This window comes from Leifsonia sp. Root4, from assembly GCF_001425085.1.
Lineage (GTDB): Bacteria > Actinomycetota > Actinomycetes > Actinomycetales > Microbacteriaceae > Microterricola.
Map to the genome: position 1 here is coordinate 535639 of NZ_LMDN01000001.1, position 21051 is coordinate 556689.

The 21051-nt window shown below is 65.8% G+C and carries 18 protein-coding genes; 9 read left to right on the forward strand and 9 right to left on the reverse strand.

Annotated elements, in window-relative coordinates; translation table 11 throughout:
• Positions 1–106: 106 nt before the first annotated feature.
• The 5 genes from ASC66_RS02530 to ASC66_RS02550 all read left to right on the forward strand — a co-directional run bounded on the left by ASC66_RS02530 (position 107) and on the right by ASC66_RS02550 (position 6119).
• Positions 107–2095, forward strand: a complete 1989-nt coding sequence (locus ASC66_RS02530) for a glycosyltransferase family 2 protein (protein WP_055834228.1) — start codon at positions 107–109, stop codon at positions 2093–2095.
• Positions 2096–2181: 86 nt separating this feature from the next.
• Positions 2182–3084 (forward strand): ABC transporter permease, encoded by a 903-nt coding sequence (locus ASC66_RS02535; protein WP_055834230.1) that lies wholly within the window; start codon positions 2182–2184, stop codon positions 3082–3084.
• Between the two features lie 53 nt (positions 3085–3137).
• Complete coding sequence (locus ASC66_RS02540) at positions 3138–4343, forward strand: ABC transporter ATP-binding protein (RefSeq protein WP_235496633.1); 1206 nt, start codon at positions 3138–3140, stop codon at positions 4341–4343.
• Between the two features lie 19 nt (positions 4344–4362).
• Positions 4363–5226, forward strand: a complete 864-nt coding sequence (locus ASC66_RS02545; protein WP_055834235.1) for a glycosyltransferase family 2 protein — start codon at positions 4363–4365, stop codon at positions 5224–5226.
• Entirely contained in the window at positions 5223–6119 is an 897-nt protein-coding gene (locus ASC66_RS02550; protein WP_157509608.1) for a hypothetical protein, read from the forward strand. The genes ASC66_RS02545 and ASC66_RS02550 overlap by 4 nt, the downstream gene beginning before the upstream one ends.
• Before the next feature lie 46 nt (positions 6120–6165).
• Here the strand turns inward: ASC66_RS02550 and ASC66_RS02555 are convergent, their stop codons facing one another.
• From ASC66_RS02555 to ASC66_RS02570, 4 genes are all read right to left on the reverse strand, one after another.
• Entirely contained in the window at positions 6166–8199 is a 2034-nt protein-coding gene (locus ASC66_RS02555) for a cell wall-binding repeat-containing protein (protein ID WP_055834242.1), read from the reverse strand.
• 96 nt (positions 8200–8295) lie between these two features.
• On the reverse strand, positions 8296–9615 hold the full coding sequence (locus ASC66_RS02560; RefSeq protein WP_055834245.1) for a hypothetical protein: 1320 nt from the start codon (positions 9613–9615) through the stop codon (positions 8296–8298).
• 241 nt (positions 9616–9856) lie between these two features.
• The gene (gene rfbA / locus ASC66_RS02565; protein WP_055834248.1) at positions 9857–10717 is read right to left on the reverse strand and encodes a glucose-1-phosphate thymidylyltransferase RfbA; all 861 of its coding nucleotides are present in this window, start codon (positions 10715–10717) and stop codon (positions 9857–9859) included.
• A gap of 5 nt (positions 10718–10722) precedes the next feature.
• Positions 10723–11331 carry a dTDP-4-dehydrorhamnose 3,5-epimerase family protein gene (locus ASC66_RS02570; protein ID WP_055834251.1) on the reverse strand — a complete coding sequence of 203 codons (609 nt, stop codon included), beginning with the start codon at positions 11329–11331 and terminating at the stop codon, positions 10723–10725.
• A gap of 74 nt (positions 11332–11405) precedes the next feature.
• Between ASC66_RS02570 and rfbD the strand changes: the two genes are divergently transcribed.
• The 3 genes from rfbD (at position 11406) to ASC66_RS02585 (ending at position 14486) form a co-directional block, all read left to right on the forward strand.
• Positions 11406–12263 (forward strand): dTDP-4-dehydrorhamnose reductase, encoded by an 858-nt coding sequence (gene rfbD, locus ASC66_RS02575; RefSeq protein ID WP_055834253.1) that lies wholly within the window; start codon positions 11406–11408, stop codon positions 12261–12263.
• Between the two features lie 67 nt (positions 12264–12330).
• Positions 12331–13329 (forward strand): dTDP-glucose 4,6-dehydratase, encoded by a 999-nt coding sequence (gene rfbB / locus ASC66_RS02580; RefSeq protein ID WP_055836190.1) that lies wholly within the window; start codon positions 12331–12333, stop codon positions 13327–13329.
• Positions 13330–13349: 20 nt separating this feature from the next.
• On the forward strand, positions 13350–14486 hold the full coding sequence (locus ASC66_RS02585) for a glycosyltransferase family 4 protein (RefSeq protein ID WP_055834256.1): 1137 nt from the start codon (positions 13350–13352) through the stop codon (positions 14484–14486).
• A 110-nt stretch (positions 14487–14596) separates the two neighbouring features.
• On the opposite strand, the gene ASC66_RS02590 is transcribed toward ASC66_RS02585, so the two are convergent.
• The 3 genes from ASC66_RS02590 to ASC66_RS02600 form a co-directional block, all read right to left on the reverse strand.
• Positions 14597–16003, reverse strand: a complete 1407-nt coding sequence (locus tag ASC66_RS02590) for an LCP family protein (RefSeq protein ID WP_055834259.1) — start codon at positions 16001–16003, stop codon at positions 14597–14599.
• Positions 16000–16467, reverse strand: a complete 468-nt coding sequence (purE, locus tag ASC66_RS02595) for a 5-(carboxyamino)imidazole ribonucleotide mutase (RefSeq protein ID WP_055836192.1) — start codon at positions 16465–16467, stop codon at positions 16000–16002. The genes ASC66_RS02590 and purE overlap by 4 nt, the downstream gene beginning before the upstream one ends.
• 86 nt (positions 16468–16553) lie before the next feature.
• The gene (locus ASC66_RS02600) at positions 16554–17684 is read right to left on the reverse strand and encodes a 5-(carboxyamino)imidazole ribonucleotide synthase (RefSeq protein WP_082491963.1); all 1131 of its coding nucleotides are present in this window, start codon (positions 17682–17684) and stop codon (positions 16554–16556) included.
• A gap of 170 nt (positions 17685–17854) precedes the next feature.
• Here ASC66_RS02600 and ASC66_RS02605 point away from each other — a divergent pair, with 170 nt between their 5' ends.
• Entirely contained in the window at positions 17855–18358 is a 504-nt protein-coding gene (locus tag ASC66_RS02605) for a GtrA family protein (RefSeq protein WP_055834265.1), read from the forward strand.
• Between the two features lie 46 nt (positions 18359–18404).
• On the opposite strand, the gene ASC66_RS02610 is transcribed toward ASC66_RS02605, so the two are convergent.
• Together ASC66_RS02610 and ASC66_RS02620 are read right to left on the reverse strand one after the other, a co-directional pair.
• A complete protein-coding gene (locus tag ASC66_RS02610; protein ID WP_055834268.1) occupies positions 18405–19817 on the reverse strand; it encodes an HNH endonuclease signature motif containing protein in 1413 nt (470 codons plus the stop codon).
• 634 nt (positions 19818–20451) lie between these two features.
• On the reverse strand, positions 20452–21048 hold the full coding sequence (locus ASC66_RS02620; protein WP_235496634.1) for a PH domain-containing protein: 597 nt from the start codon (positions 21046–21048) through the stop codon (positions 20452–20454).
• Positions 21049–21051 lie beyond the last annotated feature (3 nt).

Here is a 21051-nt window from a genome sequence, read left to right on the forward strand (position 1 = left end):
ACTGTCCCAGCGCGACAGACATGGGCAGGCCGGGACAAGGAGATCGATGGAGATCGCACCTCGCTTAACAGCGCGTAGAGTTCGCACCCATGTGAGGCGTTACAAGATGATCAACTCATACCTTCTTCCGCTCGACCGCTACCGGCAGATCTCGGCGATCAAACGCTCGGCGCTTTTCGACCAGGAATTCTACGAGGCGCAGGCCGAGCAACTCTTTCCGCGCAGACGCGACGCCGTCATCCACTTCATGGACGTCGGAATGAAGGCCGGGCTCTCGCCCACACCACTGTTCCAAGACGAGTGGTACCGCTTCCAGACCTCGCGAGGGTCTGAACCGTGTTTCCTCTCGTTCTTCTTCGGGTCCGAGCCCCTCACCACAAGCTCGCCCTACTTTGACGCGCGGGTATTCGCGGCCCGACGGGCGGAGGCGCAACTCCCTGTTCCGATCTCAGGGCGCGAGGCGATCGAGTTCTTCCTGGCGGATGCGACGAGTGACACGATCCTGCCCACCCCATCGTGGGCTGTCGGAACGCCGACGTGGGGCGAGGCCAGGGCGCTGGCTCTGGAATCCACGCGACAGATCAACGAGCGCGCTCACTTCGTGCGGCCCCGGCTGACCCACGAGTGGGCGCCTGAACCCATCGCGGCCGACGTCGCCCCGTCCCAACGCGCACAGTTGGTCTCGGCCATCATGCCCGTTCGCAATCGCGCGGGCATCATCTCCGGCGCCATCGAATCCGTCATCGCCCAGACCCATGAGAATTGGGAGCTCATCATCGTCGACGACGGCTCAACCGACGCCACGATCGCCGTCGTCGAAGGCTTTGCCGAGCGTGACCCCCGGGTCCGACTGCTCCGGCAGCCGCCCAGTGGCGTGTGCGCAGCCCGCAACAACGGCCTCGCAGACGCGCGCGGTGATTTCGTTGCGTTCATCGACTCGGACAACGCGTGGCTCCCTGACTTCATCGAGTTCAGCCTGCCCGGCTTCGCCGACCGAGACGTTGTGGCAACGCATGCAGCGGTTGAGATGGTCGACGAGCACGGCGAGAAGAGTTTCCTCGCCCAGAGCGGAACGCGGGACGACCTCCTCAACGGCGGCAACTTCATCGACCTGAACACGCTCATCGCACGCCGTTCGGCCGTCACCGAGATCGGTGGATTCGATGAGGCCCTCCGGCGCTGGGTCGACTACGACCTTGTCATCCGGCTGGCCGATCTGGGCAGGCTCCGGTTCCTTCCCACCATCGGTGTGGCATACAGCCACAGGGGCGACATGAAGCGCATCAGCACAACGGAGCCGAACGGCTGGGAGCAGGTCGTGCTCTCCAAGTACCTGCTCGACTGGCCGAGCATCACGGAGGCTGTCGCGGATCGACAGGCGGGGCTCGTCTCGGTCGTCATGCTGAGCTATGCCGACTGGCGCATGACCGTTGACGCGGTGCAGTCGGTACTGACGAATTCCGGGGACGTCACGTTCGAACTCCTGGTGTTGGACAACGGCTCCCCCCGATCGGTGAGGGAGATCCTGTCCGCGAGCTTGAGCGGACATCCCACGGTTCGGTTGGTGTCCCTGCCGAGAAACACCAACTTCGCCCTCGGCTCGAATCTTGCCTTCGCCCAGACGCGAGGCGAGTTCGTCGCCTTCGTGAACAACGACGTGGTCGTCGGGCCGAACTGGCTCGCGCCGCTCCGCGCACAGTTGACGCTCGATCCCGGGCTCACCGCCGCCCAAGCGGTCGTCTACGCACCCACCGGTGAGATCGAGAGCGCAGGACTCGAGCTCGACCCGGACAGCGGGCTCCCCCGCGACCGCAGGGCTATCGGATCGGAGCAGCAGCTCATCGCGCTGTCCGGCATCGCAAGCATGTACAGGGCTCACGACTTCGCCAGGCTGCGCGGATTCGACCCGATCTACTCGAACGGGTTCGAGGACGCCGACCTCGCTCTGCGCATGGCCGAGGACGGGCATCCTCGCTTCGCCGTAGTCCCGACATCGCGGGTCACGCACTTCAGCGTCTTCAGCCCCGGCAGGTTCGCCCAATCGGAGAACAACAAGCGCGTCTTCCTCTCCCGATGGGGCCGCGAGCAAGGCTGATCCGGCGCACTCGTCCCGTCAGGGAGCTCGGAGAGTGCCGCACTATGCTTGTGACAGTCCATTGCCCCAAAATGAAATGAAGCCGCATGTCAGCACAGGACCGATTCGCCGCTCTCGCACAGCAGGAGTTGGTGACGGTAGGGTCCGGCGCCGGTTCAGGCAAAGGATTCATCGCATCAGTGCGGGAGATCACGAAGCAGCGCGAGATGCTCTCGCTGCTCATCAGACGCGACCTGAAGTCGCGATACAAGGACAGCGCACTCGGTTTCGTCTGGACGCTCGTTCGCCCGATCACCCAATTGCTGATCTATTACGTGGTGATCGGCCAGTTCCTCGGGGCGGCGCGAGGGATTCCTGATTTCGCGATCTACGTCTTCACCGGGCTCACCGCCTACGGTCTCTTCAGTGAGATCATGTCGAGCGCGACCTCCTCGATCGTCGGAAACTCGGGCCTCATCAAGAAGGTGTACCTGCCGCGTGAGATCTTCCCCCTCGCCAGCGTCGGGTCGGCGATCTTCAACTTCGTCATCCAACTCGGAATCCTGCTGATCGCCACCATCCTGCTTGGGGTGTTCCCGATCTCCCCCGAGCTCATCTACTTCATTCCGTCGCTCGCGGTGCTGCTCGTTTTCGCGACAGCGTTCGGGATTCTGTTGTCGGCGGTCAACGTCTACCTCCGTGACGTCCAGTACCTGGTGGAGGTCGTGCTGCTGCTCCTGCTCTGGGCCTCCCCCGTCGTCTACGCCTGGGAGATGGTGAAGAATGCACTCGGCCCCGGACTGCTTCTGGACCTCTACACCAACAACCCCATCACGCTGGCCGTCCTCGGCTTCCAGCGTGCGTTCTGGATCAGCGGACATGACGTTGTGGCCTATCCCGACTTCCTCATGCTCCGGCTTGGGATCGCGTTCGTCGTCGGAGCGATCTTGATCGCCGTCTTCCAGCGTGTCTTCTCGAGGTTGCAGGGCAACTTCGCGCAGGTCCTGTAGCGGGAAGCGACGCAGTTCGAATGACGCAGACATACGAAACGGAATCAACAAGCATGAGCGAAGCGCCGGACATCATCACGATCGAGGATGTATCGAAGCGCTTTGTCCTGCGCAAGGACAATTCGCTCAAGGAACGGCTGGTCACCTTCGGGCGTGGCAAACAGCACCGCGAGGAATTCTGGGCGCTGCGCGGCGTCACGACGACCATTCAGGCCGGCCACACGGTCGCGCTCATCGGCCACAATGGCTCGGGCAAGAGCACGCTCCTCAAGGTCATCGGTGGAATCATCGATCCCACGTCCGGCCGTGTGGCGCGGCGCGGGCGCATCGCCGCCCTGCTCGAGCTCGGCGCCGGGTTCCACCCGGATCTGACCGGCCGCGAGAATGTGTACCTCAACGCATCGATCATGGGGCTCAGCCGCGCCGAGGTGGACGCGCGCTTCACCGACATCCTCGACTTCTCCGAGATCGGCGAGTTCATCGACACCCAGGTGAAGTTCTACTCATCGGGAATGTACGTGCGTCTCGCCTTCGCCGTCGCCGTGCACACCGACCCTGACCTCTTGCTGGTCGACGAGGTGTTGGCCGTCGGCGACGAGGCGTTCCAGCGCAAGTGCCTCGACAAGATCCGTTCGTTCCAGGAGGAAGGTCGCACGATCATCCTGGTCACCCACTCGCTGAGCCAGGTGCCGGAGATGTGCGACAGGGCGATCCTGCTCAACCGCGGCGAGGTCGTGTTCGACGGCGAGCCGCACGAGGCCGTCGCCCAGTTCCGCGACATCCTCGAGGATCGTCGGGTGGCACACACCTCGACGGTGCACTCAGCCGAAGAGGCCAACCGCGAGGCCGTGATCCACGCCGTCGCCGCGCGGGCCGACGGCCGCTCGGACGACGCTGCCATCGAGCAAGGCGACGACATCGTCGTCACGATGGACATCGAGCACTTCACCGGCACGGATGACTGGATGTGCGCGATCCAGATCGACAACACGCTCGGTCAGGTCGTCTACGGCACGACGAGCAAGCGGCTGGGAATCGCACTCGGCCATTTCGAGGGCAAGCGCACCGTGCAGTTCCGCCTGCGCGACTCGCACTTCGGTACCGGCAAGTACTTCGTGAACGCGTCCATCATGGACTCTACCGGACGGCACATTTTCGACTTGCCGCAGGGGTGCACCTTCGACGTCGCTGACACACCGCTTGCAGTCGGAACCACCTACGCGGAGCCCGAGTTCATCGACCAGGGCGCTTCGGCCTGAGAACGTCTGCCTTCATCGCATGAATCACTCTGGCAAGACGCCCCCATCAGTTCTCGTTGTCACCGTCACGTACAACACCGGGCAGACGCTGATCCCATTCCTCGAGTCGTTGTCGACCGCCAGTGCACTACCGCTGACGGTCGTCATCGTCGACAACGCATCGCGCGACCTCAGCTTGGAGCGATCGTTGGCAGCCACCCACGGCGCCATCCTGCTTGAGCTTGCAGACAACCGCGGCTACGGCGGAGGGGTCGCGGCCGGAGTCGACGCGCACGGCGCCGAGGCGGATTACGTGCTCATCACGAACCCGGACGTCAGCTTCGCCCCCGGCGCCATCGACGAGCTCGTCCGCGCAGCGGAGAGTACCGCCGATGCCGGTTCCGTCGGACCCCGGATCCTGGATGTCGACGGCACCGTGTATCCGTCCGCGCGCAACCTGCCGTCCTTGCGGACCGGGGTAGGTCACGCATTGTTCGGTCGGATCTGGCCGAGCAATCCCTGGTCGATCAGCTACCGCGCCGAGCGTGATTACGGCACGCAGCCCCGTGACGCCGGTTGGCTCTCCGGAGCCTGCCTCCTCGTCCGAAAGAGCGCATACGACGCGGTCAAGGGCTTTGACCCGCGGTTCTTCATGTATTTCGAGGACGTCGATCTTGGCGCGCGCCTGGGCAAGTCCGGTTGGCGAAACATCTACGTTCCGAGCTCGACCGTCACGCACACCGGGGCGCACTCAACCTCCAACAGTGCGAAACGCATGGAGCGGGCCCATCACAGCAGTGCCTACCTCTATCTTGCCGACAAGTACTCGGCCTGGTATCTCGCCCCGCTTCGGGCTGTCCTGCGCCTCGGCCTGGCCGCGCGCAGCTGGTGGGTGAGTCGGTGACCAACCCTCAGCCGGCATTCGCGCGCCGCGCGGTGCGATCGCTCCGTCGCCGGGCAGGCGTCGCGAAACGTGGGGTGTACGCCTGGCTCGGCCATGTCGGAGAGACGGCCGGATCGGCCCGAGAGACAGCCTCCTGGAATTCTGAGACCTTCCGCGGACGCATCGGTGACTTTCGCACCGAGACGCTCGTGGGATCGCCACGGCTCGGCTCCCTGCCTGTGATCCTGTGCCTGTGGAATCGGCCAGGACGCATCGATGAGATCCTTGCGATGCTCGACGCACAGTCCACGGAGCGCCCGCTGCGAGTCATGTTCTGGAACAACAACGCCGAGGATGACGGGCACTACCGTGAACACATCGCCGCGTTCACCGCATCCGGCGCGGTCGAGAGCGTCGAGTATGTGCTGAGTCGGCGAAACGTCGGCGGCATCGGCAGATTCTTCCTCGCCAAGGACCTGTTCCGCGACGGCTTTCGCGGGCACTTCATCACGCTGGACGACGACCAGGACGTCAGCCCGACGTTCATCGACTCCTTGCTCACGTACGCCGCCCCCCGCGAGTTCGCAGGCTTCTGGGCGTGGAACTACATCGATTCGCACTGGAACCGAACCCCGACACCGCCCGGCGGTCTCGCAGACTACGCCGGAACCGGTGGAGCAGTCTGCGACATCGAGATCGTTCGCTCCAGCCGCTTTTTCACCGAGCTGCCTCGTCGCTATGCATTCCTCGAGGACCAGTGGCTCTGCGGGTACGCGAAGTCACTGGGTTGGCAGGTGCGCAAGGCCGATGTGGACATCACTTTCGTACTCCACGAGACGAACCAGTTCCCGCAGCACGCTGCGCTGAAGGACGAGTTCAGACGCTACCTCATCGAGCACAAACCACCTCGTTGATGCGCGCCGGCCGTCCTTCTGGGGCGGCCGGCCCGCGCTCCTGGCCTCAGCAGCGCCCCAGCTGGGCGACCGTTGGGCTGAGCGCCGACGTGCCCCCGAGCAGCAGCAGACTCGATGTCTGGCGGCTGGTGATGGAGTCACGAGTGGCGGCTGGCATGCATCCGGGGAACGAGACGAAGAGCGGGCTCTTCGCCTTTCCGGCCGCTGCGGCCCCGGCGAGCGCATCGGGGTAGTCGACGGCGGTTGCCAGATACACCGTTGAGGCGGATGGGAAGGCGTCGTCATTGATTGCGATGCTGGTGCCGATGCGGTCGGAACCGGACAAGCGGGTGATACCGAGACCTGCGCCCCTGAACCCTGATTCTTGCGTGCCCGAGACCGCATTCGCGCCGCCGACGATCTTCACAGACGTCGCACCCATTGAGCCGAGCAGTGACAGCGTCGCCGGGTGCACGTCTCGTGAGTCATCGACGAGCAGCACGGGGATTCCCTTCGCGCCTGCGGCGGCACTCGCCGACAACGCGTCGGGGAAGTTCAGGCCTGTGGCGACATAGGCGCTCGTCGCGCGCGGGAACACCGTCGCGGCGATCTTGCGCGAGGTTTCGTAGCGATCGACGCCCGAGATCCTCTGGATGTTCGGTTGAATCTTTTCGAGTTGCGCGTAGACGCTCTTGTTGACGGCTTGCACCCCTCCGACGACGACGATCCGCTGCGGCTTCAGCCTCGCCAACTCGTCTCGTGTCGCGCCGGGCAGCTCGGTCGGGAACGTCAGCAGCAGCGGACCGCCCTGCGTCGCGGCCGCAGGGGCCGCGCTCAGAGCGTCGGGGAAACTCTCTCCCGTGGTGATGTACACGACGGGGACGCCCGCGTTCGGGTAGCTGGACTTGGAGATTCCCACGGCCGTGGAGAAGCGGTCGGCTCCGCTGATACGGGAGACGTTCGGAAGCCTGCCGTCGGTCGGGTCGCCGAACCAGTCGTTGTAGAACACCCAGAAGTTGCGGTTGCCGTATGAGGAGCAGCCGTCGGATTGTGAACCATAGACGTTGGACAGCGCGACGGCGTTGGGCTGATATGGCGTGTAGTTGTAGAGCGCGTGAGTGGCATCGTTCTCGATGTACACCGAGGAGGATCCGCACGCCGCATTGGGGTGATAGCCAACCGCGGAGGTCTTGCGTGCCGGGAACCTGTTGTACATGCTGGCCTCGGGGTTGCTGTACCAGACCAGCTGGCGCGCCGCGGCGAACATCTGATTGAAGAAGCCATAGAACATCGAGTCACAGCTACTCGTATCGGGGCAGCCGTATCCCATGGCCTTGCGCATGTGGCTGTCAAACCTCGAGTCTGACGACGGCATCGAGACGAGCGACGTCTCCTTCTGCAGAATCACCAGCAGCGCTTTCGCGCTGATTCCGCAGGCCCGCTGCACCTTGTCAATGATGCGTGCCGCGGACTCGTTCGCTCCGCCCTGATACGTCGAGCAGGTGCCATAGCTCCAGGTGCGCGTCGGCGTTGTCATCCGGACGTTGTTCAGGCAGCTCGCCCCGCTGCACTTGGCGTCAAGGAACGCCTGGATCTGCGCCTCGGTCATCGCCGAGCCGTTGTAGAAGTTGTAGTCGCTGATGATGAGGCCGGGCCGAAAGTCCCCGCCGCTGATCGCGCGGGCACTCATCGCGAATGTTCCGATCTCGGCCTCGGCCAGCGGGCTGACCGCCTCTGGCGCGGGCGGCGCCTGTTCTTCAGCCGGGTCGGGCGCAGGGGCCTCCTCGCTCGGCGGTTGCGGCGCCGGCTCTTCGCCGTCCTCAGGCGCCTCCGTCGGAGCATCGCTCGGCTGCTCGACCGGAGCCGTGGGGCCGTCGGATGGCTCCGTTGTCGGAGTGGGAGTGGGTGTCGGCGTCGAAGACGGCGATGGCGATGGCGATGGCGTGGCATCCTCGCCGGGTTGCGGCGTGCTCGTGGCCGACGAACCGGACGGAATCTCCTCGGCCGCCGCAATGCTGACCGGCCCGAGAGCGGTCCCCGTTGCGATCAGGATGGCCGACAGAGTGACGGTCACGGACTTCAGCACGCGTGGAGAGAGCATTCCGCGATCATATCGGCCGTGCACCGCAACGCTCGGGCAACAGTCCGGCGATCACGGAATATGCCACAGAAATTCACCCGGGCCGGGGCTGCGGGACTAGCCGAACAGCACGGACGTCGTAATCACCGCGACGATCAGGAAGCCGCCGTAGAGCACGATGACCCATTCGGCAGCGCGATTCTTGACGATCAGCGCTGTGGTCACGAAGAATGCCGGCAGGAGCGGCATGGCGTAGCGGGCGAGTACCGGGAACACGTCGCCGAGCAGCAGGTACATGCCGATCGCCAGTATCGGAGCGAAGAGCGTGGCCGAGACGGTGACCGCGATGGCGAGGGCCTTGTCGAATGCGGTTGGCAAGCGGGAGAGCGCGAAGCCGATGACCCCGGCCACCGTGAGCAGAACGAGCGGCGCTCCGATCACGGGAGGCAACCGCATCTCGGCGAGGTAACCGCCGCCGAGCGCGCCCGGGTTGATGAACAGTGAGAGCATGCCGACGATGTCACGCCACAGGAAGTCCTTGGCGAGGCCCTGGTCTGCCCCCGTGCCGAGGGAAATCTGGGCACGGACGAGGAGCCAGCCGATCTGCGCAATGCCGGCGACCGCCAGAGCGGTCACCGTCGCGAAGAGAAGTCGACGCCGCTGAGGCGCCTCAACCGCATCGCGTGCGAAGAGCAGATACAACAGGATCAGGAGAACGCCCACCCCAAGCGCCAAGACCATGGTGACCTTGAGCAGGATCGCGACGACCGCTATCGGCACAAGCCACCATGGACTGGATCGCCCTTGAATGGCGCTCACGCCCGCCAGCAAGACGGATGCGCCAACGAGGAACGCCGGAGCGTCCGTCGAGATGTAGGTGTTCGCCCAAAACGTGGTCGGCGCCCCGATGACCACGAGGCCAAGACCGAGGGCGATGAACTTGCGGACCTTCAGCAGCCTGAGCAGCTTGTAGAACACGAGAAGCCCGCCGACGAGCCAGAAGATCCCCGTAGCCCTCGCCGCGGTGAGAAACTCGGCTCCGGTAACGAACTGGATGCCTTTTCCAAGCACCCAGGTGATCGCGAAGTACAGCGGCGTGTAGATGTCCGCCGATGTCTTGCCCTGCTGCGGGTAGTTGGCGTGGATGTCCTGGACGTTGTCACACGGTTCCCCACGGGGACCGAATGCGTCGCCGTCGCAGGCCATTCCGACAAGCGCCTCGTGGCCGATGTACTCGCCCTGGCGCACGACGCCCTGGCTCGGGAATTTCACGGTGTAGTCGTAGTAGACCCACTCGTCGAACGGCGCAAACTGGTCGGAATGGCTCGCCGTCAGCACTCCGCCACTGATGATCGCAACCACCACCAGCACGAGTGGAACCCAGGCATTGCGGATCCACAGGGCAAGCGCGTGTCGCCTGCGTGCAAAGTCACCCATTCGCTACAGGGACCCGGTGTGAGGGATCAACGGCGCCCCAGCGGGCGCGTGCAGCGTACGTCGACTCGAGAGCATGAAGCGATCATATCTCGCTCATCCTGTGCGTCGGCGGCGGCGCCGATCAAGATCGCCATCGCGAACCTGAATGGGTTCACATGCTCGCTTCGGGTCGTCCCCGTGCGCCAACGAACGCGGCCCCGACTCCTGGGAGTCGGGGCCGCAGTCAATGCGTGCTGTGGCGCTACGCCAGAAGTGACGTCAGGTATCGGCCGTATCCGCTCTTCACGAGCGGGGCGGCGAGCGCGGCAAGCTGGGCGTCATCGATCCAGCCGGCACGCCAGGCGATCTCCTCGATGCACCCCACTTTGAAGCCCTGGCGGTCTTCGATGACACGGACGTATTCCGATGCCTGCATCATCGACTCGAATGTGCCGGTGTCGAGCCATGCCGTTCCACGGTCGAGCACCTGCACCTGCAGCGACCCTGCCTCGAGGTAACGCTCGTTGACCGTGGAGATCTCGAGCTCGCCGCGCGCGCTCGGTTCGATCGTCTTGGCGATCTCGACAACAGAGTTGTCGTAGAAGTAGAGCCCGGGAACCGCATAGTTGCTCTTCGGCTTGACCGGCTTCTCCTCGATCGACACGGCCGTGAAGTCGTCGTCGAACTCAACGACGCCGTACGACGTCGGATCGCTCACCTGGTAGGCGAAGATGAGTGCGCCATCGATCTCGCTGTTCTTGCGGAGCGCAGAGCCGAGGCCGGTGCCGTGGAAGATGTTGTCCCCGAGCACGAGCGCGACGCTCTCGTCGCCGATGAATTCCTCGCCGATGATGAACGCCTGGGCGAGGCCGTCCGGAGAGGGCTGCTCTGCGTACTGGATCGAGATGCCGAGCTCTGAGCCGTCGCCGAAGAGCGCGCGGAACTGGCTGTTGTACTCCGGCGTCGTGATGATGAGGATCTCGTTGATGCCGGCCATCATCAGCGTCGACAAGGGGTAGTAGATCATCGGCTTGTCGTAGATGGGCATGAGCTGCTTCGAGATGCCCTTGGTGATCGGCCAGAGTCGGGTTCCCGATCCTCCGGCCAGAATGATTCCGCGCATTGTCTCTAACCCTTTGCGTTCAGTGTCTCGTAGTACGCCCGCGCCGCTTCCCAGCTGGGCAGGAGGCCGGATGCCGCGGCCTCGGCGAGGCTCGGCGCCTCGGTGTCCTTGGGCGAGAGCAGCGCCTCACTCAGGTCGATACCGAACTCCAGGCCGATCTCGGGGTCGAGCGGGTTGATGCCGTGCTCGCGCCCCGGGTTGAATGTGTCTGTCACCAGGTAGCTGACGGTCGCGTTCTCGGTGAGTGCGACGAAACAGTGGCCGAGGCCCTCCGCGATGTAGATTGCGCGACGGTCGACGTCGTCCAACAGAACCGAATCCCACTGCCCGTATGTCGGCGATCCGACTCGGATGTCGATCACGAAGTCGAGCACGGCGCCGTGCGGCGCCGTGACGTACTTGGCCTGGCTCGGCGGGATGTCGGCGAAGTGGATGCCGCGCACCGAACCGCGCTTGGAGACGGAGGTGTTCGCCTGCTTGAGGTCAATCGAGTGCCCGACGACCTCTTCGAGCTTGTCGAAGCGGTACCACTCGAGAAAGACCCCCCGGTCGTCTCCGAATTGCTTCGGGGTGATCTCGTAGCTGTCAGGAATGCTCAGTTCACGGATTTGCACGCCTGAGAGTCTAGCAATCGGCGGCTGGGAGTCCGCGGACAGCGTGGTGGCCGACCCCGAATAACATGGGACCCATGCGATATCTGATTACCGGAGCTGCAGGCATGCTCGGAACCGACCTCCAAACCGTGCTCGCCGGGCAGGACGTGACCGCGCTCGGCCGCTCCGACCTCGACGTCACCGACCTCGACGCCGTTCGCTCCGCCGTCGCCGGCCACGATGTCGTGATCAACGCCGCCGCCTACACAAAGGTCGACGACGCGGAGAGCGACGAGGACGCAGCATTCGCCGTGAACGCTACGGGTGCGAAGAACCTCGCCATAGCCGCGCGCGAGGCCGGCGCCAAGCTGATCCAGGTGTCCACCGACTACGTCTTCGACGGGGCAGCGACCAGCCCATACGCCGAGACCGCGCCCCGCGCACCGATCTCGGCCTACGGCCGCACCAAGGCGGCCGGCGAGGAACTCGCCACCGCTGAGCACCCAGAGGGCACCTACATCGTGCGCACCGCTTGGCTCTACGGCCAGCACGGCCCGAACTTCGCGGCGACCATGCTCCGTCTGGCCGGAAGCCACCCCACGGTCAGCGTCGTCGTCGACCAGCTCGGCCAGCCCACGTGGACCGCCGACCTCGCCCGCCAGATCGTGCTGCTCGCCGAGTCCGATGCCCCGGCCGGGGCCTACCACGGCACCAACTCCGGGCAGGGCTCCTGGTTCGACTTCACGCAGGCCATCTTCTCCGAGGCCGGCCTCGACCCCGAGCGCGTCCTGCCCACCGACAGCACCGCCTTCGTCCGCCCCGCCCCGCGCCCGTCGTACTCCGTTCTCGGCCACGACGCCTGGGCCGCGGCCGGCCTGCCGGAAATGCGCGACTGGCGCGAGGCGCTGGCGGATGCTGTGGCGTCCGGCGCAGTCGCCAAACCCGCCGCATAGCGTCGCCCGAGTGCGCGCGCAGCGCGCACTCGGCATCCCCTCGGCAAGCTCTGACTACAATGACGGGGTGTCTAGACTTCTTGTGACCGGCGGCGCCGGCTTTATCGGTTCGAACTTCGTGCACTACGTGCTGGCCAACACGGAGCACTCCGTGACTGTGCTCGACAAGCTCACGTACGCCGGCAACCGTGCCTCGCTCGACGGCCTTCCCGCCGACCGCTTCACCTTCGTCGAGGGTGACATCAGCGACGCTGCACTCGTCGATCAGCTCTTCGCCGAGGTGGACGCGGTCGTGCACTACGCCGCAGAGAGCCACAACGACAACTCGCTGGACGACCCGCGCCCGTTCCTCGACACCAACATCATCGGAACGTTCACTCTGCTCGAGGCCGCGCGCAAGCACGACGTGCGCTTCCACCACATCTCCACCGACGAGGTCTACGGCGACCTTGAGCTCGATGACCCCAACCGCTTCACCGAGAACACGCCGTACAACCCGTCGAGCCCGTACTCCTCCACCAAGGCAGGCAGCGACCTGCTCGTGCGCGCCTGGGTGCGTTCCTTCGGGGTCAAGGCCACGATCTCCAACTGCTCGAACAACTACGGCGCCTACCAGCACGTCGAGAAGTTCATCCCGCGCCAGATCACCAATGTGCTCCGCGGCGAGCGACCCAAGCTCTACGGCAGCGGCGAGAACGTGCGCGACTGGATCCACGCCAACGACCACTCGTCTGCCGTGCTGACGATCCTTGACAAGGGGCAGATCGGTGAGACCTACCTCATCGGTGCCGACGGCGAAAAGAACAACAAGGAGGTCGTCGAACTGATCCTGACGACCCTCGGCCAGCCGGCGGACGCCTACGACCACGTCGTCGACCGTCCCGGCCACGACCTGCGTTACGCGATCGACTCGACGCGCCTGCGCACCGAGCTCGGCTGGAGCCCGCAGTTCTCCGACTTCGAGGCCGGCCTCGCCGACACGATCGCCTGGTACCGCGACAACGAGTCGTGGTGGGCACCGCAGAAGGACGCCACAGAGGCCCGTTACAAGGCCCAGGGCCAGTAAAGGCCCAGGTCACCACCGTCATGACAACTCTGCGCGTCGTCGTCGATCAGATCATCGCCCCGGCCCCGGGACCGGTCGGGCTGTACAGCGAGGAACTCACTCGCCAGCTGATCGCCTCGGCACCCCGCGGCTGTGACGTCGAAGGCATCGTCTCGGCGTCGCAGCGCGAGAAGTACGAACGCCTCGAGGCGGCGCTTCCCGGACTCCGCGGGCTGTACACGACGACGCTCCCGCGCCGGGAGCTCGCTGCCGCCTGGCAGCTCGGGATCACGACGTCCAATGGCGGCGGCATGATCCACGCCCCTGGACTCCTCGCCCCGTTGCGCCGCCACGACCGCGTGAACGACGGCGCGCAGATCGCCGTCACCGTTCACGACCTGCTGGCGTGGACGCACCCTGACTCGCTCTCGCCCGCCACGGTCGCCTGGCACAAGTCGATGATGCGGCGCGCCCGCAAGCACGCCGATGCGGTGGTCGTGCCGACGCATGCCCTGGCCGAGCAGTTGCTGGAGCGCTTCGCCTTCGGGGATCGCGTGCGCGTGATCCCCGGTGCCGCGCGTTCCGGGCTTGAGCTTCCGGCGGATGCCGACGAGCGCGCCACCGCGCTCGGGCTTCCCGAACGCTTCATCCTCACCGCGGGAACACTCGAACCCCGCAGGGGCGTTCTCGCGCTGATCGAGGGCTTGGGTGGCGCGAAGGCCCCTGATCTGCCCCTCGTCGTGCTCGGCCCATCCAGCTGGGGCGACGTCGAGTTGGCCGCCGTTGCCGATGAGGCAGGCCTTGCCGAAGACCAGGTGCTTTCGCTCGACAAGCTCTCGCCGGCCGACCTCGCCGTCGTGCTCTCACGCGCTGCGGTGTTTGTCTACCCGAGCCTCGCGGAGGGCTTCGCGGCCCGGATCATCGAGGCCTTCCAGTTCGGCGTGCCCGTCGTGCACTCCGACGCCCCAGAGCTCGTTGAGGTCGCCGGAGACGCCGGCGTCACCGTCGAACGCGAGGATGCCGACGGATACCCGGAGCGTCTCGCTGCAGCGATCGGAACGGTCCTCGAGGACGAGGTCCTCGCCGGGCGGCTGAGCGTTGCCGGCCGTGACCGTTCCAAGGCATTCAGCTGGCGCGATGCCGCAGAGCGGGTCTGGCAGCTGCACGCCGACCTGTAGGGGCCGCAGCTTTTTCGGTGCTGTGCACGGCGACGCTGAGCCAGCACCGCTGACGGTTCCCGGGTCTGCCGAGGTTGGGGCTGCCGCCTTTCGCGACGCTGCGCGTTGCGCTACTCCGCCGGAGCCGGCTCCTCCGTCGGCGGCGGCGCGAGCGCCTCGTCGATGAGCTGGCGGATGTAGTCGTAATCGGGGTCGAGCGGGTCAACGCCGTTGTCCGGAACCAGCTCGACGTTGATCATCGGCAGTTCCTTGGTCTTCATCGCGAGCTGCGTGAAGTAGCCGAGCATGCTCTGCGGGATATCGGTGTTGACGACCTTGGTGCCCGCCTTCGCGATCTCCTCGAATTTGGAGAGCACATTGGCCGGGTTGAATTGTTTGAGCACGGCATCCTGGAGCTGACGCTGCCTGGCCATGCGGTCGTAGTCGGTCGTGTCGTGCCGGGAGCGCGCGTACCAGAGCGCAAGGTTGCCGTCGAGTTGCTGTTCGCCCGCATAGATCCAATGCGCGACGTCGGTGAATGTCTCGTCGGTGTAGATCGGCACGTCGGTGGGAACGTTGATCGTGACGCCGCCAAGAGCGTCGATCAGGTCAGAGAAGCCCTGCATGTCCACGAGTGCGTAGTACTGGATCGTGAGGCCGGTGATGCCCTCAGCGGCGGAGCGCATGCCCTCGACGCCGGGTTCGCTGCCCTCGTTGACGGCATTCGGGTACATCTCGGGGCTCTTGAGATCGACCTCGCTGTACACCCAGTTGAGCTGGCATCCGTCCGGCTCACCGACCTCACAGCCGTCGATCGCGCCATAGCCCTCCGGGTACACCGCGGCGAGCGGTGAGCCCTCTGGGAACGGGAAGTACTTCATGTCGCGCGGCAGGCCGATCGTCACGGCCTGGCCGGTCTCGGCGTCGATGCTGACGACCGAGATGCTGTCCGGTCGGGTGCCCTCGCGGTCGGCACCGGTGTCTGCGCCGAGGAGCAGGATGTTGTAGCGCCCGTCGATCGGGTCTTCGGTCGGGCCGGCGATGAAGACCGAGGACAAGAAAGTACTCGTCGTCGTCGCGACGAACGCCCCGTACGCCGCCGTGCCGGAGAGTGCGAGCATCGCGACGGTGGTGAGGCCGGCGATCCAGCCGCGCGCAGAGGGTTTGGTGCGCACGAGCCGCACCAGGCGCAGGGTGTCGAGCGAGAGTACGACCCAGACCACGGCGTAGAAGACCAGCAACAGGGCGGCGACCCAGAGCGTGATCGAATTCGTGGCGATCGTGAGCAGGGTGTCCGGCCAGATCAGCCAGACGACGAGGGCGAGCACGGCCAGCGTCCAGAGGGTGAGCGTGCAGCCCAGCCCGAAGCGGCCGAGCCGGCGGTTGCCGGCCAGCACCTGTGGGGAACCGGGAATCAGGAAGTTGAGCACGACGAGCCACCAGGCGCGCCGCGTCATGACGGTGGAGGAACCGACATCCGGGAAGCGCATCGGGCTCGCCGCACTCGATGCGTTGGCAAAACTCGGGTAGGTGCTCATAGGCGGGCTTGCAGAGCTGCGTTCTTCTGTTCGACGAGCTCGGCGAGGTTCTCGGCGTACTGTCCCAGGGCATCGCTCAGGCTGTCGTCGGCGGTGGCGAGGATCTTCACGGCGATGAGGCCGGCGTTCTTGGCTCCGCCGATCGACACGGTGGCGACGGGCACGCCCGCCGGCATCTGCACGATCGACAGCAGCGAGTCCATGCCATCGAGCAGCCCGAGTGGAACGGGGACGCCGACGACGGGCAGGGTGGTGACCGATGCCAGCATGCCGGGCAGGTGCGCGGCGCCACCGGCACCAGCGATGATCACGCGGATGCCGCGCGCGTGCGCAGACTTGCCGTACGCGATCATCTTCTCCGGGGTGCGGTGCGCGGAGAGCACCTCGACCTCGAACGGCACGCCGAACTCGCGCAGCAGCTCAGCCGCCGCGCTCATGACGTTCCAGTCGGAATCGGACCCCATGACAACACCGACAAGAGGCGTTGGCACGGCGTCGAGAGCGGAGTCGTCGTTCACGAGGTCATTGAGCACGCAGACAATGTTATTGCTCAGTCCTGAAAGAACGCCGCAGCGGCTCGCGCCTGATAGCTCACATCGTCGAGATCGTCGCCGCTGGCGTTGACGTGGCCGACCTTGCGGCCGGGGCGCGGGTCCTTGCCGTAGTTGTGCACCTTGACGGTGGGGTGGGCGGCGAGCATCGGCGCGTAGCGGTCGGCGAGGCTGCCGGATGCCGGCCCGCCGAGGATGTTCACCATGACCGTCCACGGGTCGCGCGCGGCTGTGCCGCCGAGCGGCAGGTCGAGCACGGCGCGGAGGTGTTGCTCGAACTGGCTGGTCGTCGAGCCGTCCTGCGACCAGTGCCCGCTGTTGTGCGGGCGCATCGCGAGTTCGTTGATGAGCAGGCGTTCGTCGGTGGTCTCGAAGAGCTCGACCGCGAGCACACCGGTGACGCCGATGCCGTCAGCGATCGTCACGGCGATCTCCGCCGCGACATCCGCCAACTTGCCTGCCGAGTGCGGCGCCGGTGCGATGACCTCGCTGCACACGCCGTCCAGCTGCACGGTCTCGACGACGGGCCAGGCCGCTATCTCGCCAGACGGGCGCCTGGCGACGAGCTGTGCCAGCTCACGCTTGAACTCGACGAGCTCCTCGACGAGTAGCGCTCCCCCGCGGCCGTCCTCGGCGAGCGTCTGGAACCAGTCGTCGACCTCGTGCGCTGCACGCACGACGCGCACGCCCTTGCCGTCATAGCCGCCGCGCGGGGTCTTCACGACGGCACGGCCGCCGTGTGCTTCGAGGAAGGCTCCGAGCTGTTCGGCATCCTCGATCGCCGCCCAATCGGGAACCGGCAGGCCGAGCTCCGAGAGCTTCGCGCGCATCGTCAGCTTGTCCTGCGCGTACAGCAGAGCGTCGGGTCCCGGGTGCACCGGCGTGCCCTGTTCGATCAGCGCACGCAGGATGTCCTGCGGCACGTGCTCATGGTCGAATGTGATGACGTCGACGGTCTGCGCGAAGGCGAGAACGGTTTCACGGTCGCGGTAGTCACCGACTCCGGTGGCCGCGATGTCGGCCGCCATTCCCTCGGCCTCGGCGAGCACACGGATCTCGATGCCGAGATTCACCGCGGCGGGAATCATCATTCGGGCCAGCTGGCCCCCACCGATCACTCCAACAATCATGGAATCGCACTCTCTCAAAGTCTGCAGGTGAATCACGGATGCCGTGCAGCACGCATTCAGCATCACGCGATCGCATGGCCGTAAACTGCCCTGCGCGTCGTTCTACTATCTTTGCTCATTACCCGGCGCTCACAATTCAGTGCGCTCCATTCAACCGACGGGATCCGACCATGGCCCAGCTGCCGTCACGGTTCACCAGGGCACGCATCGGGGCGTTCGCAGTCCAGGCGGCGAAGTTCGGTGCAGTCGGTGCGGTCGGGCTCGTCGTGGATGTCGCGCTGTTCAACCTGCTGCGCGCGACCGTGCTGAGCCCGGAGAACATGGCATCCGGCCCGATCATCGCGAAGATCATCTCGACGGCCGTCGCGATCCTCGTCAACTGGATCGGCAACCGCTTCTGGACCTTCGGGAGCCAACGCACCGGGCGCACCGTGCGTGAGGGCGTCGAGTTCTTCGCCGTGAGCATCGCGGGCATGGCGATCTCAGTCGGCTGCCTGTGGTTCTCGCGTGAGGTGCTCGGCTACACCTCGCTGCTGGCCGACAACATCGCCTCGAACGTCATCGGGCTCGCCCTCGGCGCCGCGTTCCGCTTCCTGATGTACCGCTACTGGGTGTTCGCTCCAAGCAGGGCGATTCTCGGCGAACAGTCGGCCCCACAGCTCACCGGAAGCTGACGCGCTTTCACAGCGAGGCCCGCTACTCGACCAGCGGGAAACGTGATCAGAACGGCGGAGCGTCCGGGTAGTGCGTGGTGGTTTCGACAGGCTCAACCAGCGGGGGCGGCTCAACCAGCGGGGGTGCCGGCTCGGCCGGTGAGCCCGGTGGGGGTCTTCGGCTGCTGGGTGGGGACGGGTGGGTGTCGTAGGTGCGGCCGGCCGGGCTGGTCCAGCGGAGCACACCGTCGCCCATCTGCTGCACTCGCCAGCGGGAGTTGTGCTTGAGCCGGTGATGCTTCTTGCACAGCACCGCGAGATTGCACTCTTCGGTGAGCCCGTCGCGCTCGAAGGGGTGGGTGTGGTCGATCTCGCACCGCTCGGCTGTGCGGGTGCAACCCGGGAAGCGGCAGGTCTGGTCCCGGTAGAGGATCCAGCGGCGCAACGCCGCGCTGAGGGTGTACTTGTGCCGGTCCAGCTGGAGCGGGGTGTTGTCGACCGGGTCGACGAGGATGCGGTGCAGTGTCGGGGCCTCGGCGGCGAGGCGGCGGGCGGTGTCGGCGTCGATCGGTCCGTAACCGTGGAGCTCGCCCGGCTCGTCTGATTGGCCGATCAGGGTCGCGTACGGGATCGTCAACTTCGGCACCGCCACGAAGACCTCGGGGCGGGAGAACGCCAACCCCGGCATCCGCGATTTCGCGGCCGCCTCGGCGGGGGCAGCGGTGGGGATGAGCAGCAGTTCGGCGGCGATGTCCGCCTCCAACTGGGCGTGCGTGCCAGGGCTGAGCGCGACCTCGGTGTCGGCGAGGTGAGCGGTGTCGAGCGACTCAGCTTGGGCGTGGTCGGCGAGGTGGCTGATCCGTTCGGTGATCGCGATCGCCTTCTCCGCCTCCAAGTGCAGATGCAGCCACGCCATGCCGTCGGCGGCGGGTTCGAACCAGAGCCTGCGTTCCGTGCGGCCCTGCGCCGCCCGCAAAGTGAGGGAGTCGGGGTGGAGGCGTTCCCGGATTCGCGCGGCCGTCCGGCGGAACGCGGTCGGGGTTTGCGTGGCCGCCTTCAGCAACGCCTCCGCTTCGAAACGGGCGTGCAACTCAGGCGGCAGGGTGACCGCTTGGGCGAGGATCTCGCGCACGTGGCGTTGGCCGACGGTGCCAGCCGCGAGAGCGGCCAGGCTCTTGCTGAAGACGGTGCCGAGCTGCTTGGCCTCATAGATCAGTCCCGTCATGGTGCGCTCATGGACCCGCAACACCAAGGCCAACTCGGCGGTAATGCTGCGGAGCGCGAACTCCTCCTCGATCCGGCGGGTCCGGCCCATCGGGTCGGCGGTGGCGACGGCATGGGAGCGGGCCGTTTCGATGAAGCGGTACTGCTCCGCCAGAGCGGAACCGAGCGTGGTTTGGGTGGAGGCGACGCCGGTGAGGCACTGTGTGATGACCGGGTCGGTGGCCGATCCGGGAAGCTGCAGCACTGCTTCGCTCATGACTAGATCGTCTCACCAACCACCGACACGGAGTCCTGCAAACAGGCCCGGAATCAGGGGTTATCCACAGGCGGAGCGGACCGTGACCTAACCGTGATCAAGTGGTTTCGACAGGCTCAACCAGCGGAGTGTTCGGTGGTGTCAGGGCTTCGGTCGCTGGCGCTCCCTCAAGCCAGCGTGGGAGCGGGCGAGGTTCCGGCGGTGTCAGGGTTTCGACAAGCTCAACCATCGGAGCTGTTTCGACAAGCTCAACCAGCGGGGTGTTCGGGTGTGTCAGGGCTTCGGTCGCTGGCGCTCCCTCAAGCCAGCGTGGGAGCGGGCGAGGTTCCGGCGGTGTCAGGGTTTCGACAAGCTCAACGAGCGGAGCTGTTTCGACAAGCTCAACCAGCGGGGTGTTCGGGTGTGTCAGGGCTTCGGTCGCTGGCGCTTCCTCGAGGCAGCGTGGGAGCGGGCGAGGTTCCGGCGGTGTCTGGGTTTCGACAAGCTCAACCAGCGGAGCTGTTTCGACAGGCTCAACCAGCGGAGCTGTTTCGACAGGCTCAACCAGCGGAGTGTTCGGGTGTGTCAGGGCTTCGGTCGCTGGCGCTCCCTCGAGCCGGCGTGAGTGGGCGCGGCCGGTCGTGTCGGGATTCGCCTAGCGCTGGCCCCACGCGATCGTGTGGTCACCAGGAGTGGCCTGATCGTGCTGGCGGCGCGCGGCAATGAGGCTCTGATTGGCCTCCATCAGATCGTGCAGTGTGCGCTGCACGAGGTCGGCGCTCGGAACGTCCCGCAGCACGATCGGCTGCTCGAGCCCCGTATTGATCAGGATGTCGCCCGTGCGGAAGGCGCTCTGCAGCCACGAGCGGCGCACGCTCACGTCGTAGCCCCTGCTGTGCATGAGCTCCTGGCGCACCTGCACGAAGAAGCCGTGCCGCACGATCACGCGCCTTGTTGTGATCGTGTAGCGCCGGCTCAGCCAGGCCAACAACGGCAGCACGAAGCCGAGAAGCACGAGCAGCGCTGCTCCGGCGAGGATGGCGATGCTCTGCCACTCCTCGTCCATCTGCCCGGCGTAGTAGCCGGCGGCCCCGCAGACGGCGATCAGGAGGATCGATGGCCAGAACAGCATCCGGCCATGTCTGCGCACCCGCGCGACGACGTGCTCAGCAGGCGCGGCGAGCTGCTGCCCAGCCGCGGGCGCGGGCATCCCGCCCGGCGCGGGCAGTCCGGCTCCACCGACGTTCGTCATAGC

Bases quoted from the DNA above. Each gene is read 5' to 3' on its own strand.
- ASC66_RS02560 (WP_055834245.1), bottom strand. From the start codon at position 9,615: ATGGGTGACTTTGCACGCAGGCGACACGCGCTTGCCCTGTGGATCCGC.
- ASC66_RS02545 (WP_055834235.1), top strand. From the start codon at position 4,363: ATGAATCACTCTGGCAAGACGCCCCCATCAGTTCTCGTTGTCACCGTC.
- purE (WP_055836192.1), bottom strand. From the start codon at position 16,467: ATGGGGTCCGATTCCGACTGGAACGTCATGAGCGCGGCGGCTGAGCTG.
- ASC66_RS02540 (WP_235496633.1), top strand. From the start codon at position 3,138: ATGAGCGAAGCGCCGGACATCATCACGATCGAGGATGTATCGAAGCGC.
- ASC66_RS02535 (WP_055834230.1), top strand. From the start codon at position 2,182: ATGTCAGCACAGGACCGATTCGCCGCTCTCGCACAGCAGGAGTTGGTG.
- ASC66_RS02605 (WP_055834265.1), top strand. From the start codon at position 17,855: ATGGCCCAGCTGCCGTCACGGTTCACCAGGGCACGCATCGGGGCGTTC.
- ASC66_RS02590 (WP_055834259.1), bottom strand. From the start codon at position 16,003: ATGAGCACCTACCCGAGTTTTGCCAACGCATCGAGTGCGGCGAGCCCG.
- ASC66_RS02600 (WP_082491963.1), bottom strand. From the start codon at position 17,684: ATGATTGTTGGAGTGATCGGTGGGGGCCAGCTGGCCCGAATGATGATT.
- ASC66_RS02530 (WP_055834228.1), top strand. From the start codon at position 107: ATGATCAACTCATACCTTCTTCCGCTCGACCGCTACCGGCAGATCTCG.
- ASC66_RS02555 (WP_055834242.1), bottom strand. From the start codon at position 8,199: ATGCTCTCTCCACGCGTGCTGAAGTCCGTGACCGTCACTCTGTCGGCC.
- rfbA (WP_055834248.1), bottom strand. From the start codon at position 10,717: ATGCGCGGAATCATTCTGGCCGGAGGATCGGGAACCCGACTCTGGCCG.
- ASC66_RS02610 (WP_055834268.1), bottom strand. From the start codon at position 19,817: ATGAGCGAAGCAGTGCTGCAGCTTCCCGGATCGGCCACCGACCCGGTC.
- ASC66_RS02620 (WP_235496634.1), bottom strand. From the start codon at position 21,048: ATGACGAACGTCGGTGGAGCCGGACTGCCCGCGCCGGGCGGGATGCCC.
- ASC66_RS02585 (WP_055834256.1), top strand. From the start codon at position 13,350: ATGACAACTCTGCGCGTCGTCGTCGATCAGATCATCGCCCCGGCCCCG.
- rfbD (WP_055834253.1), top strand. From the start codon at position 11,406: ATGCGATATCTGATTACCGGAGCTGCAGGCATGCTCGGAACCGACCTC.